Annotated in this window: 13 protein-coding genes; 5 read left to right on the plus strand and 8 right to left on the minus strand. The window is 57.4% G+C overall.

Annotated features, from left to right (window positions below):
• The first annotated feature begins 9 nt into the window (after nucleotides 1-9).
• The 5 genes from leuS (at nucleotide 10) to HW452_RS12295 (ending at nucleotide 5,612) form a co-directional block, all read left to right on the plus strand.
• Nucleotides 10-2,595 (plus strand): leucine--tRNA ligase, encoded by a 2,586-nt coding sequence (gene leuS, locus HW452_RS12275; RefSeq protein WP_224106397.1) that lies wholly within the window; start codon nucleotides 10-12, stop codon nucleotides 2,593-2,595.
• Complete coding sequence (locus tag HW452_RS12280; RefSeq protein ID WP_224106398.1) at nucleotides 2,592-3,086, plus strand: twin-arginine translocation signal domain-containing protein; 495 nt, start codon at nucleotides 2,592-2,594, stop codon at nucleotides 3,084-3,086. Before leuS ends, HW452_RS12280 begins: the two co-directional genes overlap by 4 nt.
• Nucleotides 3,083-4,150: a DNA polymerase III subunit delta gene (gene holA, locus HW452_RS12285; RefSeq protein ID WP_224106399.1), complete on the plus strand. Its 1,068-nt coding sequence runs from the start codon at nucleotides 3,083-3,085 to the stop codon at nucleotides 4,148-4,150. Before HW452_RS12280 ends, holA begins: the two co-directional genes overlap by 4 nt.
• Nucleotides 4,151-4,253: 103 nt before the next feature.
• Nucleotides 4,254-4,655 carry a PA2779 family protein gene (locus HW452_RS12290; protein WP_224106400.1) on the plus strand — a complete coding sequence of 134 codons (402 nt, stop codon included), beginning with the start codon at nucleotides 4,254-4,256 and terminating at the stop codon, nucleotides 4,653-4,655.
• Between the two features lie 27 nt (nucleotides 4,656-4,682).
• A complete protein-coding gene (locus HW452_RS12295) occupies nucleotides 4,683-5,612 on the plus strand; it encodes a PA2778 family cysteine peptidase (protein ID WP_224106401.1) in 930 nt (309 codons plus the stop codon).
• 152 nt (nucleotides 5,613-5,764) lie between these two features.
• On the opposite strand, the gene sthA is transcribed toward HW452_RS12295, so the two are convergent.
• The 8 genes from sthA to HW452_RS12335 form a co-directional block, all read right to left on the minus strand.
• The gene (sthA, locus tag HW452_RS12300; protein WP_224106402.1) at nucleotides 5,765-7,156 is read right to left on the minus strand and encodes a Si-specific NAD(P)(+) transhydrogenase; all 1,392 of its coding nucleotides are present in this window, start codon (nucleotides 7,154-7,156) and stop codon (nucleotides 5,765-5,767) included.
• Between the two features lie 77 nt (nucleotides 7,157-7,233).
• Nucleotides 7,234-7,488, minus strand: a complete 255-nt coding sequence (gene nqrM, locus HW452_RS12305; RefSeq protein WP_224106403.1) for a (Na+)-NQR maturation NqrM — start codon at nucleotides 7,486-7,488, stop codon at nucleotides 7,234-7,236.
• A 292-nt stretch (nucleotides 7,489-7,780) separates the two neighbouring features.
• The gene (nqrF, locus tag HW452_RS12310) at nucleotides 7,781-9,013 is read right to left on the minus strand and encodes an NADH:ubiquinone reductase (Na(+)-transporting) subunit F (protein WP_224106404.1); all 1,233 of its coding nucleotides are present in this window, start codon (nucleotides 9,011-9,013) and stop codon (nucleotides 7,781-7,783) included.
• A gap of 69 nt (nucleotides 9,014-9,082) precedes the next feature.
• A complete protein-coding gene (gene nqrE, locus HW452_RS12315) occupies nucleotides 9,083-9,700 on the minus strand; it encodes an NADH:ubiquinone reductase (Na(+)-transporting) subunit E (RefSeq protein ID WP_224106405.1) in 618 nt (205 codons plus the stop codon).
• 1 nt (nucleotide 9,701) lies between these two features.
• On the minus strand, nucleotides 9,702-10,370 hold the full coding sequence (locus HW452_RS12320) for an NADH:ubiquinone reductase (Na(+)-transporting) subunit D (RefSeq protein WP_224106406.1): 669 nt from the start codon (nucleotides 10,368-10,370) through the stop codon (nucleotides 9,702-9,704).
• 2 nt (nucleotides 10,371-10,372) lie between these two features.
• On the minus strand, nucleotides 10,373-11,194 hold the full coding sequence (locus HW452_RS12325) for a Na(+)-translocating NADH-quinone reductase subunit C (protein ID WP_224106407.1): 822 nt from the start codon (nucleotides 11,192-11,194) through the stop codon (nucleotides 10,373-10,375).
• On the minus strand, nucleotides 11,194-12,420 hold the full coding sequence (locus HW452_RS12330; RefSeq protein ID WP_224106408.1) for an NADH:ubiquinone reductase (Na(+)-transporting) subunit B: 1,227 nt from the start codon (nucleotides 12,418-12,420) through the stop codon (nucleotides 11,194-11,196). Before HW452_RS12330 ends, HW452_RS12325 begins: the two co-directional genes overlap by 1 nt.
• Nucleotides 12,420-13,769 (minus strand): Na(+)-translocating NADH-quinone reductase subunit A, encoded by a 1,350-nt coding sequence (locus tag HW452_RS12335; protein WP_224106409.1) that lies wholly within the window; start codon nucleotides 13,767-13,769, stop codon nucleotides 12,420-12,422. Before HW452_RS12335 ends, HW452_RS12330 begins: the two co-directional genes overlap by 1 nt.
• Between the last annotated feature and the right edge of the window lie 123 nt (nucleotides 13,770-13,892).

The following is a 13,892-nucleotide window of genomic DNA, read 5'->3' on the forward strand; positions in this document are numbered from 1 at the left end:
AAAAAACCGATGGACGCACATTACAGCCCTCGTGAAATTGAACGTGACGCACAGCAGTACTGGGATAAACATCAGTGCTTCAAGGCAGTGGAAGACGCAAATCGCGAGAAGTTTTACTGCCTATCCATGTTCCCCTACCCCAGCGGCAAGCTGCATATGGGCCATGTGCGTAACTATACTATCGGTGACGTTGTCTCCCGTTTCCAGCGCATGCAGGGTAAAAATGTCATGCAGCCCATGGGATGGGACGCCTTTGGCATGCCGGCGGAGAACGCCGCCATCCAGAATCAGGTACCGCCTGCCGAGTGGACCTACCAGAACATCGATTACATGCGCAACCAGTTGAAGGCCCTGGGCTTTGCCTACGACTGGAGCCGTGAATTCGCCACCTGCGATACCAGCTACTACCGCTGGGAGCAGTGGTTCTTCACCAAGCTCATCGAAAAAGGCATGGTCTACAAGAAGATGTCCACGGTGAACTGGGACCCGGTAGATCAGACCGTCCTTGCCAACGAACAGGTCATCGACGGCCGCGGCTGGCGCTCCGGCGCGCTGGTCGAGCGCAAGGAAATCCCGCTGTGGTTCCTGAAGATTACCGACTATGCCGAAGAGCTGCTGGCGGACCTCGACAAGGTGGAGTGGCCCGAGCAGGTCAAGACCATGCAGCGCAACTGGATCGGCAAATCCCGCGGCGTGGAACTCACCTTCGATATCGAAGCCGCCGATGGCAGCGAAGCCGAGCCGCTTTCGGTCTACACCACGCGTCCGGACACCCTGCTGGGCGTGACGTATGTGGCGGTGGCCGCAGGCCATCCACTTGCCAGGCAGGCCGCCGAGCAGAACAGCGAGCTTGCCGCGTTCTGTGAAGAGTGCGCCAAGGGCGGCACCTCGGAAGCGGAAATGGCCACCAAGGAAAAACTGGGCATGGCCACCGGGCACATGGCGGTTCACCCGCTGACCGGCGATAAAGTACCGGTTTATGTAGCCAACTTCGTCTTGATGGAGTTCGGTACCGGCGCCGTCATGGCCGTGCCTGCCCACGATCAGCGCGACTGGGAGTTCGCGACCAAGTACGGCGTGAGCATCAAGCCCGTGATTGCCGATGAAAACGGCCAGACGCCTGATCTATCCGAGGCCGCCTATACCGAGCACGGCACGCTGATCAACTCCGGGGAGTTCGACGGCCTGGATTTCGAGGCGGCCTTTGATGCCATCGCCGCCAAGCTTGCCGCCATGGGCCGTGGCGAGGTCAAGACCAACTTCCGCCTGCGCGACTGGGGCGTGGCCCGCCAGCGCTACTGGGGCGCCCCGATTCCGGTCAAGTACGGCCCTGAAGGCCAGACCGTACCGTTGAGTGACGAGGAGTTGCCGGTCGCGCTTCCCATGGAAGTCACCGTGGACGCCTCGGGCTCACCGCTCAAGAAGATGCCTGAGTTTTCCGAGCTGGGCGATGGCTGGGTACGCGAAACCGACACCTTCGATACCTTCATGGAGTCGTCCTGGTACTTCGCCCGCTTCTGCTGTGCCGATAATGCTGACGCCATGCTCGATGAGCGCGCCAATTACTGGCTGCCGGTAGACCTGTACATCGGCGGTATCGAGCACGCCATTTTGCACCTGCTCTATGCGCGCTTCTTCCACAAGCTGATGCGCGATTTCGGCCTGGTCGACTCGGACGAGCCCTTCCAGCAGTTGCTGACCCAGGGCATGGTGATCGCAGAAACCTTCTACCGTACCCTGGATAATGGCGGCAAGGAGTGGTTCAACCCGGCGGATGTGGACGTCCAGCGTGACGAGAAAGGTCGTCCGATCAGCGCCATTCTGATCAGCGATGGCAAGCCGGTCGAGATGGGCGGCATCGAGAAGATGTCCAAGTCGAAGAACAACGGCGTCGATCCGCAGTCGATGATCGACAAGTTCGGCGCCGACACGGTTCGCCTGTTCATGATGTTCGCCGCCCCGCCTGAGCAGTCGCTCGAGTGGTCGGATTCGGGCGTTGAAGGTGCCCATCGATTCCTAAAGCGCATCTGGCGTCAGGTCAGCGAGCATCTCGAGGCAGGCACGCCGGGCGAGCTGAGCGTCAATGCACTTGACGACGACCAGAAAGCGCTGCGCCGTAAAACCCACGAAACGATCAAGAAAGCCAGCGATGACATCGGTCGCCGTACTACCTTCAATACCGCGATCGCTGCCGTCATGGAACTCTCCAATGCGATCGGCAAGTTCGAGGATACCTCCGAACTGGGCCTGGCGGTCAGCCGTGAAGCACTGGAAGCCTGCGTACTGCTGCTGTCACCCATTACCCCCCACTTGTGCCACCAGCTGTGGCAAAACCTGGGCCATGATCAGCCGGCCATTGAAGCTCGCTGGCCGACCGTTGACGAGACGGCGCTGACCCGTGACAGCATCGAACTGGTAGTTCAGGTAAACGGTAAATTGCGCGCGCGCCTGGAAGCTCCGGCGAGTGCGGATAAAGCGGCCATCGAGAAGCTGGCGATGGAAAACGAGAACGTCCAGCGCCACCTGGAAGGTAAAACGGTGCGTAAAGTCATCGTTGTGCCCGGCAAGCTGGTAAACATCGTGGTAAGCGGATGAACCGACGCACATTCTTGGCCACCAGCATCGCCGCCTCGGCGGCGATGCTATTGAGCGGCTGCGGCTTTCGATTGCGGGGCAGCGAATCCATGCCGGATTTGCCCGCACTGGCACTGGAAGGCGATAACACCAGCACCACGGCGTTGCAGTTGCGTGCGCGCCTGGAGCAAATGGGTACTCAGGTGACGTCAGGTGCTCAGTGGCGCGTCACGCTGGGCACGCCGGTTCTGCAGCAGCGGCGTATCGGCAGTGATAGTCGTGCCAGCAGGGAACATGAACTGACCCTCGGCACGACGCTGTCCGTACAGCAGCGAGATAGCAACGCCTATGCGCTCAACAATGCACGCGTTGCTGTCAGCACGCGCATACGGGTCAATGACGACGATTTGCTCAATCGCGAAACGCTCTTCCAGGAAGCCGAGCAATCGCTGGCCCGTCAGCTGGCACAGCGTATCCTTGAGCGCCTGGCCAACACGAAGGGGCTCGAGTGAAGGTCTTTGCCGACCAGCTGCCATCCGCCCTTGCCAAGAAACTGCCCAAGGCCGTGATAGTGGCGGGCGATGAGCCGCTTCAACATCGGGATGCCTGTGACGCGGTACGCGCAGCCGCGCGGCAAGCAGGCATCGAAGAGCGCGAAGTGCTGGATGTCGATGCCAACTTTGCCTGGGGGCGCCTGCTCGAAGCCGCCAGCAATCTCTCGCTCTTTGCTACCAGCAAGCTGATGGAAGTGCGTCTTGGTACCCACAAGCTTGGCCAGGAAGGCAGCAAGGCACTGGCCCAGTATGCGGACATGCTGGACACAAGCGATGATATTCTGCTGATCAGCATGGGCAAGCTGGATGGCAAGCAGCAAAAAAGCGCCTGGTTCAAGGCGCTGGATAAGCATGGCCTGTTTGTGCCGGTGTGGCCGGTGGACAATTCCCGCCTGGGTTACTGGCTGCGCGATAGGGCTGCTCTGCATGGCCTGCAGATAGACCTTGAAGCGGCACGCCTTCTGGGTGAGCGCACCGAAGGCAACCTGCTTTCCGCCGACCAGGAGCTGCAAAAGCTCTCCCTGATTCACCCTCAGGGCACGCGCTTGAACGTTGAAAGTATCGCGCAAGGTGTCGAAGACAGCTCGCGGTTTGATGTCTTCAACCTCGCGGATGCGTGCCTGAAGGGCGAACCTGGGCGCGTGTCGCGCATCATTCACGGGCTACGGAGCGAAGGCGTCGAAGCCCCTATCGTGCTCTGGGCATTAAGTCGCGAACTGCGTACCCTGCTGTCGCTGCACCAGCACCTTGACCAGGGCCAAAGCTTCGAGCACGCCTGCAAGACACAAAAGCCGATGATCTTCGATAAGCGCCGTCCGGCCTATCAGAAAGCCATCAAGCGACTTCCCATGAAACGCCTGCATAAGCTCCTGCTGATGTCACAACGACTCGACCTCGCCATCAAGGGCGCCAGTGCCGTTCCCCTGTGGCCCGGCCTGCATGACCTGGCGATGACCATGGCAGGTGGCAAGGGAATTCTTGCAGAAACGCCCTGGACCTACCGTATTAGTGCAAATAATTAGCATCTTGCACAATTGACTTAAAACCCGGACGTTTTATTTCTATACTCCTGAGTCGAGCAATATAATGCTTGGCTACCCCGACTAGTCTATAAGGAAGAAGACGATGAAGACATTGCGCGCCTACCTCTCTACGCTGTTGATTGCCGCCCTGGTGATTACCAGCCTGCCGGTGGCGGCAGCCCCTGCGGCTCCTCAGTCGATGGACCTCGTATCCACCCAGTCCGCGCTGGCCAATGACCGCGCTGGCGCCGACCGTGAGCGCATCAACGAGATTCTGGCCCGTGCCGATGTACAGGAGCAACTGCTCAAGCAAGGGGTGGATCTGGACGAGGTAGATGCCCGCGTCGCTGCCCTCAGCGACGCCGAAGCGCAGCAGATGGCCCAGCAGCTGGAGCAACTGCCTGCGGGCGCCGGCGGTGTGGTCGGTGCACTGTTTGCCGTATTCATTATCCTGCTGATCACCGATATTCTCGGCCTGACCGATGTCTATCCGTTTACCCGCTAAACCAGGTCATGAAAACTAAGGCAGGTCATGAAAAAACTGCTTTCTAACGCCCGCTTTGCGGGCGTTTTCGCGCTTGCCCTGCTGCTTTCGGCCTGCGCCCGCAATCCGGTACTGCTGGGTAGCACCTACGAAACCCTTGCACCCCTGGTAGAAAACCGTGACGTGCCGTTTTTCGCCCAGAGCGAGTATCAGTGCGGTCCAGCGACACTTGCCATGGTGCTCAACTATCAGGGTGTCGATACCAGCGTCGATGAACTGATCCCCCAGGTCTTCCTGCCAGGCCGTGAGGGCAGCGTCCAGCCGGAAATGCTCGCCACGGTGCGCCGACATCACAAGCTGGCCTACCCGATTCGCGGCACCATGGACGCACTGCTGAAACACCTGGCGGCTGGCGACCCGGTGGTCGTCATGCAGAATCTTTCCCTGCCTGTCTACCCCATGTGGCACTATGCAGTAGCCATTGGGTTTGATTTGCCGAACGAGACCCTCGTCTTGCGCAGCGGCGAGCGTAGGCGCCATACGCTCGCTTTCAGCCGTTTTGACGCCACCTGGGCACGCAGCGACCGCTGGGGGTTCATCGTCGCTGACCCAGGAACGCTGCCGGAAGGTATCAGCGTGCGCAACGCACTCGAGGCCATCAGCGCCTACGAAGAGGTTCACGGCCCACAAGCCGCATTGAGCAGTTGGCAGGCCCTGGTGCAGCGCTACCCCGATAGCGCCATGGGCCAGTTTGCGCTAGGCAATGCGCTGTATGCCGATCAGCAGCCAAGCGAAGCCATCGCGGCCTTTCGCGCCGCCACGCAGCAAGACAGCCAAATGGGGGCCGCCTGGCTGAACCTGGGCATGGTATTGCTGCAAGAGGACAGGCTTGATGAAGCGCGCAATGCGTTGATCGAGGCCGCCGCCATTGAAGGGAGCTGGCAAGCGCGGGCTCAAGGGGTACTGGAAGAGATGTAATGCCGAGGCAAGCGCGTCAAACCATCCGCGCCTGCTCTCTCAATACCAAGGGATCTATCAATTACCAAGGGATCTATCAATTACCAAGGGCTCTATCAATACCAAAGGGGCCATCTGGCCCCTTTGCGCTTTACACAGACCATGAAGCCAGCCTAGAAGACTCGATTCAAGCCATTCTGAGCCGCTACTCGGTAAGCTTCGGCCATGGTCGGGTAGTTGAACGTGGTATTCACGAAGTACTTGAGCGTATTCGCCTCCCCCGGCTGCTGCATGATCGCCTGGCCGATGTGCAAAATCTCGGAGGCCTGATCGCCAAAGCAGTGAATACCCAGTATTTCCAGCGTATCCTGATGAAACAGAATCTTGAGCATTCCGACGACATCGCCGGTGATCTGCGCCCGGGCGGTATCCTTGAAGAATGCCTTGCCCACTTCGTAAGGCACCTTGGCTTCGGTCAGCTCACGTTCATTGGGGCCAAACGAGCTGATTTCGGGAATGGTATAGATGCCGGTAGGCACATCACTGACAAATCGGTACTCCTTGTCGAGCAGCTCATTGCAGGAGTTGAGGCCCTGGTCATAAGCCGCACTGGCAAGACTGGGCCAGCCGATGACATCGCCTGCGGCGTAGATATGCGGAATCGATGTACGGTAATGTTCGTCCACACTCAGCTGGCCGCGGCCGTTGGCTTCGAGTCCGATATTCTCAAGGCCCAGGCTATCGGTATTACCGGTGCGCCCATTGGCCCACAGGAAAGCATCGGCGCGGATCTTCTTGCCCGACTTGAGATGTACCACCACGCCTGACTCATCGCCTTCAACGCTTGCATAATCTTCGTTATGACGAATCAGCACGCCATGCTTGCGCAGATGGTAGGAGAGCGCGTCGCTGATTTCATCGTCCAGAAACGAGAGCAGGCTGTCGCGGTTGTTGATCAGATCGACCTTGAGGCCCAGCCCCGAGAATATCGAGGCATACTCGCACCCGATTACCCCAGCACCGAAGATCACCAGTGTTCTTGGCGTATGCGCAAGGCTCAAGATGGTATCCGAGCAGTAGATACGCGGATGACGAAAATTGATATCGGCCGGGCGGTAGGGTCGCGAACCGGTCGCAATGACGATTTTCTTGGCGACCAACTCCTCCATGCCCTCGTGATGGTCTCGTACCAGCACCGTATGCTCATCCTTGAAACGAGCGATACCGTGAAACAGGTCGATTCGATTACGCGCGTAGAAAGTGGTACGCATCTCTACCTGTTTATCGATGGTGCCGCGGGAGCGCTCCATGACCTTGGGAAAAGAAAACCAGCGGGGTTCACCAATGTCGCGGAACATGCGGTTGGTGTTGAACGCCATGATCTGTTTGACCTGGTGACGCAAGGCCTTGGAAGGAATCGTCCCCCAGTGCGTGCAGTTACCGCCAACCTGCGCCTGCTTTTCAATGATCGCCACACGCATACCGTGCTTGGCTGCATTAATGGCCGCACTTTCACCGGCAGGGCCGGTACCAATAACCACCACATCGTAATTGTGAACCGCCATACTCGCTGCGTCTCCCCTGTTCCCAAAAAATAGGCGCAGCGGATCTCTCGGCTGCGCCTCGTTATTTCCAGTACCGGCTAGCGGCGAGTAGCTTCGTAGCCCAGATCAGCGCCGCGGCTCTCGTCGCTACGCCGACGTACACCGCCGCGTTTACGATTCTCTTCTTCGCAGACGTCATCTTTACCGCCACAGATATCGCAGCCATCTTTCATGCCGATCTGATTCAAGCCGCCACAGGAGCCGGCGATGGGCTTGCGCCCCATCAACACACCCACTGCCATTGCGCACATGATCAACGCCATGAATCCTAGAACCAGTAGCCAGATTGCCATATGAACCTCCCAGCATTGCCATTGAAGCCTTATCTGCGGACAACCGTTCGGCCAAATAGTGCCCGGCGAGTGTCTGCCATGTATGCATTATACCTTACCCGCGGCTCACTTATCATCGCTGCCCGCTTTTTGAGACGCCATAGCGGCTGCCTATTGGCCGCACCTATGGAACCACTTCTGGCAATCTCCGCACTGCGTTTTAAACAGGATTCTTCAAACAGGGTTTAAATAAAAAGGGCCAGCCCTGCGGCCAGCCCCCTTTGCACTCGAGAGTACGCTGCTGTTTGAATCATCAACCGCCGAAATCATCCAGCATGATGTTTTCGGGCTCGACACCCAGATCAAGCAGCAGTTTGATGACCGAGGCGTTCATCATGGGCGGCCCGCACATGTAGTACTCACAATCTTCAGGCGCCGGATGGTCCTTCAGGTAGTTTTCATACAGCACGTTATGGATGAACCCGGTCGGGCCTTCCCAGTTATCTTCCGGCTGCGGATCGGAAAGAGCCAGATGCCATTCGAAGTTCGGGAACTCTTCAGCAAGCTTGTCGTACTCTTCGTTGTAGAACGTTTCACGCCAGGAGCGTGCACCGTACCAGAAGGACATCTTGCGGTCAGACTTCAGGCGCTTGAGCTGGTCGAAGATATGACTGCGCATCGGCGCCATGCCGGCACCACCGCCGATAAAGACCATTTCCGCGTCGGTGTCCTTGGCAAAGAATTCACCAAACGGCCCCATCACGGTTACCTTGTCACCCGGCTTCAGGCTGAAGACGTAGGTAGACATCAGGCCAGGCGGGTGGCTGCTGCCCGGAGGCGGCGTGGCGATACGGATGTTGAACTTGAGAAGCCCCTTTTCCTCAGGGTAGTTCGCCATGGAGTACGCGCGAATCACTTCCTCGTTGTTCTTGTGGGAAACATCGAACAGCCCGAATTTTTCCCAATCGCCACGATACTCTTCCTCGATATCGAAGTCGGAGAACTTGATATCGTAAGGCGGCGCGACCAGCTGAACGTAACCACCGGCACGGAAGGCCACTTCCTCGCCTTCAGGCAGCTTGAGGTTCAGCTCCTTGATAAAGGTGGCCACGTTGGGGTTGGCCGTGACTTCGGTTTCCCACTTCTTGACGCCAAACACTTCTTCAGGCACTTCGATCTTCATGTCCTGCTTGACCGGTACCTGACAGGAAAGACGCCAGCCCTCTTTCTTTTCACGCATGGTGAAGTGTGACTCTTCGGTCGGCAGAATGGAGCCGCCGCCCTCTTCCACACGGCATTTGCACTGGGCGCATGAACCGCCGCCGCCGCACGCCGAGGAGAGGAAAATACCGTTTGCCGCCAGCGTATTCAAAAGCTTGCCGCCGGCCTGAGTCTTCAGGGTGTGTTCAGGGTCGTGATTGACTTCAATGGTCACGTCCCCGCTGCTCACTAGTTTGCTACGCGCTGCCAGGATAATCGCCGTCAAGCTGATGACGATGATCGTGAACATGACAACACCGAGCAAGATGATAGTTGTATCAACCATATCGGCTTCCTATTGCTAAGGTTTCCTGTAACCCGGCGGCACTCTGCCGCCAGGTAAAACCGGCCCCGATTAGAGCTGAATGCCCGAGAAAGACATGAAGCCCAGCGACATCAGACCTACGGTGATGAACGTGATACCCAGACCCTGCAGGCCGCCTGGTACATCGCTGTATTTCAGCTTTTCACGAATGCCTGCCAGTGCCGTGATGGCCAGCGCCCAGCCAACGCCGGAGCCGAAGCCGTAGATGGCCGCTTCACCGAAGTTGTAGTTACGCTCGACCATGAACAGCACACCACCCAGGATGGCGCAGTTTACCGTGATAAGCGGCAGGAATACGCCCAACGCGTTATACAGCGCGGGTACGTACTTATCCAGGAACATTTCAAGGATCTGTACCAGGGCCGCGATGACGCCGATATAGCTCAGAAGCCCCAGAAAGGAGAGGTCGATGTTTTCAGCACCGCTGATACCGGTCCAGGAGAGCGCCCCTTCCGCGAGCAGAAACTTGAATACCAGGTTATTGACGGGGACCGAAATGGTCAGTACGACGATAACCGCGATACCCAGGCCAAAGGCAGAAGACACCTTTTTTGATACCGCAAGAAAGGTACACATGCCAAGGAAGAAGGCCAGTGCCAGGTTCTCGACAAAGACCGAAGCAACGAAAAGGCTTAAATAGTGTTCCATGTTACACGGCCTCCTGTGGCTTGGAATTTTCCTTCATCTTGAACTCGGTTTCTTCTACCTGCTCGGGGTTGACTGAGCGCAGCACCCAGATCAGCAGCCCGATAATGAAGAACGCAGAAGGCGGCAGCAGCAGCAGACCATTAGGTACATACCAGCCACCGTTTTGAACCGTCGGCAGAATGGTGAAGCCAAACACGCTACCCGCGCCCAGCAGCTCGCGGAAGAAGCCGACTACCATCAGTACGAAACCGTAGCCCAGTCCGTTACCGATACCGTCCAGAAACGACATGCCCGGCGTGTTGGACATGGCAAAGCCTTCAGCGCGGCCCATGACGATACAGTTGGTAATGATCAGACCAACGAAGACCGAGAGCTGCTTGGACATTTCGTAAGCATAGGCCTTGAGAATCTGATCCACCACGATAACCAGCGATGCAATGATGGTCATCTGCACGATGATACGGATCGCGGAAGGGATGTGGTTACGAATCAGCGATACGAAGAAGCTAGAGAGCGACGTTACAAAGATAACGGCCAGCGCCATTACCAACGACACGCTCATGCTGGTGGTTACTGCCAGCGCCGAACAAATCCCCAGAATCTGAAGTGCAATCGGGTTGTTCTGGAAGATTGGCGCTGTTAAAACGCTTTTTGCATTGACGTCCGCCATGATTAAGCCCCCTCACCGTCTTCGAAGTCAGTATCGGTGTTTTCGGCATCCTCAGGCTCGGTACCCTCGCGGAATTTCGCAAGGTAAGGACCAAAGCCTTCTTCGCTCAGCCAGAACTGCAGCATATTGGTCACACCATTACTGGTGAGCGTTGCACCGGATAACGCGTCCACTTCATATTCGTTGCTCGCGCCGCCCTTGGTCAGGTGGATCGCCGGTGAGAGGTCGCCCTCTTCATCGTAGATCTCCTTGCCTTCCCACTGTGCCTGCCAGCGCGGGTTGTTGACCTCGGCGCCCAGGCCCGGCGTCTCGCTGTGATCGTAGTATGTGATACTCACGATCGTGTTGCCGTCACCTTCGATCGATAGAAAGCCCATCATGCGGCCCCACAGGCCTTGACCACGAATCGGCAGAACGATCTGGTCCGGGTTTTCTTCATCGCCTACCAGATAGACGGTGGCGTAGTTCTCCACACGCGAAAGGCCTGCGATATCACGATCACCCGAAAGGGTACGGCCCGTTGCCGGGTCACGTGCCGCTTCGAAACCATCGAAGGTCTCCGGGTCGAACTCATCGGTGTAATCACCGGTTTCAAGCTCGACCACGCGCGCGGTGATCTGCTCACGGAACGCTTCTTCCACATCCATGCCCGGCTCATACAGACGCGCCACGTTGAGGATGTTGGTCTTGCGATCCAGTTCCTGATTGAGCTGCTGCGTGGGACGCAGTGCGACAGCGGCCGTCGAAACGATCACCGAACACACGATACACAGCGCAAACGCCACAATCAGTATCTTCTTGATGGAGTTATTACCTTGTGCCATTAGGCAGTCTCCTCGGCCGGTACGCCAGTACGCTTGATGCGGCGCTTGATATTGGCCTGGACGAAGAAATGGTCAATCAGCGGTGCAAACAGGTTGGCGAACAGGATGGCCAGCATGATGCCTTCCGGGAAAGCCGGATTGACCACGCGAATCAGTACCGTCAATACACCGATCAATGCGCCAAAGATCAAGCGGCCCTGGTTGGTCATGGAAGCAGATACCGGGTCGGTCGCCATGAAGACCATACCGAACGCAAAACCACCGATCACGAAGTGCCAGTACCACGGCATGTCGAACATGGGGTTGGTGTCAGAGCCAATCAGGTTGAAAAGCGTACTGGTCAGCACCATACCCAAAAAGACGCCCAGCATGATTCTAAACGAGGCGATTCGGGTATAGAGCAGCACTAGCGCACCCGCCAGGATGGCAAGCGTTGACACCTCGCCTACCGACCCCGGTACGTAGCCAAGGAAAGCGTCCCACCAGCTGTAGGTATTGGTGAGCGTATCCATGCCGTCCTGGAAGGCCATGGACAGCGCGGTCGCGCCGGTATAACCATCAGCTGCCACCCAGATTGCGTCGCCGGAGATCTGCGCCGGATAGGCAAAGTAGAGGAAGGCACGGCCGGTCAGCGCCGGGTTGAGGAAGTTCTTGCCGGTACCGCCAAAGATTTCCTTGCCGATCACCACGCCGAAAGTAATACCAAGCGCTACCTGCCAAAGCGGAATGGTCGCCGGAAGAATCAGCGCGTAGAGCACCGACGTGACGAAGAAGCCTTCGTTGACTTCATGACCGCGCTTGATGGCGAACAGAACTTCCCAGAAGCCGCCGACCGCAAAGGTCACCAGGTAGATAGGCAGGAAGTAGACAGCGCCCAACGCGAAGTTGGCCCACAGGCTGCCCGGATCATGGCCTGCGGCAATCGCCAGGAAAAGCGTTTCGCGCCAGCCACCCAAGGCCGCATAGCCGGCATCGATGGCAACGTTGGCCTGCCAGCCTGCATTCCACATGCCAAAGAACATGGCCGGGAAGGTGCAGAGCCAGACAGTGATCATGATGCGCTTGAGGTCGATACCATCACGCACGTGCGCCGTGGTCTTGGCAACGCTGGGCGGCGAGTAGAAGATGGTGTCTACCGCTTCGTAGAGCGGATAGAACTTTTCGTACTTGCCACCTTTATGAAAGTGCGGCTCGAGACTATCGAGTGTTTGTCGAATACCCATCATCAGGCCTCTTTCTCGATCATGGTGAGATTGTCACGCAGGATGGGGCCATACTCGTACTTGCCGGGACAAACGTACGTGCAAAGCGCCAGGTCCTCTTCGTCTAACTCAAGACACCCAAGTTGCATGGCAACTTCAATGTCGCCCACGATCAGCGAACGCAGCAGCTGCGTTGGCATGATATCCAGTGGCATGACCGTCTCGTACGAACCAACCGGTACCATGGCACGCTCGGAGCCATTGGTCGACGTGGTGGGTGCGTAGTTGCGCAGTCCCTTGATGCGGGAAAGATAGATCCCTAGAACCGAATGACGATCGGCGCCGAGAGACAGCCAACCCAGCAAGGCACGCTTGTTGCCTTCCTCGAGCAGGCTGATCTGGTTGCTGAAACGGCCGAGGTACGACAGCTGACCTTCTGCGGTAAAGCCCGAGAAGACGGAACCGGAAATAACGCGAGTGTCTTCTGGTTTGATGACTTCGCCGGCCAGGAGTTCCTCGGTGCTAGCACCCAGGCGGGTACGCACAAGACGAGGCTTCTCGGCACGCGGGCCGCCGATGGCGACGATGCGTTCGGTTTTCAGCTGGCCTTCTGCAAACATCTTGCCAAAGGCCATCACATCCTGATAACCGATGTGCCAGACTTTTCTGTGCAACGCCACCGGCGAGAGGTAGTGAATATGCGTACCCACAAGGCCCGCCGGGTGTGGACCTGCAAAGCTTTCGGCCCTTACGCCGTCGATATCCGCGCCAGGAATCTTCGCATCAGCCCCCGTGCACAGAAAAACGTTGCCCTCGGTCAGGCGTGTTAGCACCTTGAGGCCGTCTTCAAACGCTTGGGTATCTTCATTGATGATAACGGCGGGGTCGGCACTCAGCGGGTGCGTATCCATCGCCGTCACGAAAATATCGGCAGGCTTGCTGTCAATGGCAGGCGTTCGTGAGAAAGGACGCGTGCGCAGTGCCGTCCAGAGTCCTGTTTCAACCAGTTGGTCGACTACCAGCTGACGATCAAGTTGCGCTAAAGAAGAGCGATCATGGGAAGCGAATGTCATCGCCTCTTCATTTTCATCGACTTTAATGACAACAGACAGCAGACGACGCTTTTCGCCACGGTTTATTGCGACTACTTCACCGCTGGCAGGCGCGGTAAAACGCACCCCTTCCACTTTCTTGTCGGTAAAAAGTAGCTGGCCCAGTTTGACCTTATCCCCTTCCTGAACTTCCATGGTTGGCTTCATGCCAACGTAGTCAGTGCCCAGGATTGCCACGTAACGCACAGGCTGCGCATCTTCAATACGCTGCTCGGGCGCTCCCGTGATGGGGAGATCCAGGCCTTTTTTGACTTCGATCATAGTCTCGCCCAGTTGATGGATCGGATATACGAAGGTAAGGGGTTCGAATGCTTATTTTCTGCCCAGTGAATTCTTATTTTCTGTCAGATTGTTACCAGTCAGGCCCAAGCACCGCTTGAACCA

The sequence above is a fragment of the Vreelandella aquamarina genome (genome assembly GCF_020075495.1).
In the GTDB taxonomy this organism is placed as follows: Bacteria; Pseudomonadota; Gammaproteobacteria; order Pseudomonadales; family Halomonadaceae; genus Vreelandella; species Vreelandella aquamarina_A.

What these genes read in the sequence shown, in the direction of transcription:
- HW452_RS12295 (WP_224106401.1), top strand. Translation starts at nt 4,683, where the DNA reads ATGAAAAAACTGCTTTCTAACGCCCGCTTTGCGGGCGTTTTCGCGCTT.
- nqrF (WP_224106404.1), bottom strand. Translation starts at nt 9,013, where the DNA reads ATGGTTGATACAACTATCATCTTGCTCGGTGTTGTCATGTTCACGATC.
- HW452_RS12335 (WP_224106409.1), bottom strand. Translation starts at nt 13,769, where the DNA reads ATGATCGAAGTCAAAAAAGGCCTGGATCTCCCCATCACGGGAGCGCCC.
- nqrM (WP_224106403.1), bottom strand. Translation starts at nt 7,488, where the DNA reads ATGGCAATCTGGCTACTGGTTCTAGGATTCATGGCGTTGATCATGTGC.
- HW452_RS12330 (WP_224106408.1), bottom strand. Translation starts at nt 12,420, where the DNA reads ATGATGGGTATTCGACAAACACTCGATAGTCTCGAGCCGCACTTTCAT.
- HW452_RS12325 (WP_224106407.1), bottom strand. Translation starts at nt 11,194, where the DNA reads ATGGCACAAGGTAATAACTCCATCAAGAAGATACTGATTGTGGCGTTT.
- HW452_RS12320 (WP_224106406.1), bottom strand. Translation starts at nt 10,370, where the DNA reads ATGGCGGACGTCAATGCAAAAAGCGTTTTAACAGCGCCAATCTTCCAG.
- nqrE (WP_224106405.1), bottom strand. Translation starts at nt 9,700, where the DNA reads ATGGAACACTATTTAAGCCTTTTCGTTGCTTCGGTCTTTGTCGAGAAC.
- sthA (WP_224106402.1), bottom strand. Translation starts at nt 7,156, where the DNA reads ATGGCGGTTCACAATTACGATGTGGTGGTTATTGGTACCGGCCCTGCC.
- leuS (WP_224106397.1), top strand. Translation starts at nt 10, where the DNA reads ATGGACGCACATTACAGCCCTCGTGAAATTGAACGTGACGCACAGCAG.
- HW452_RS12280 (WP_224106398.1), top strand. Translation starts at nt 2,592, where the DNA reads ATGAACCGACGCACATTCTTGGCCACCAGCATCGCCGCCTCGGCGGCG.
- HW452_RS12290 (WP_224106400.1), top strand. Translation starts at nt 4,254, where the DNA reads ATGAAGACATTGCGCGCCTACCTCTCTACGCTGTTGATTGCCGCCCTG.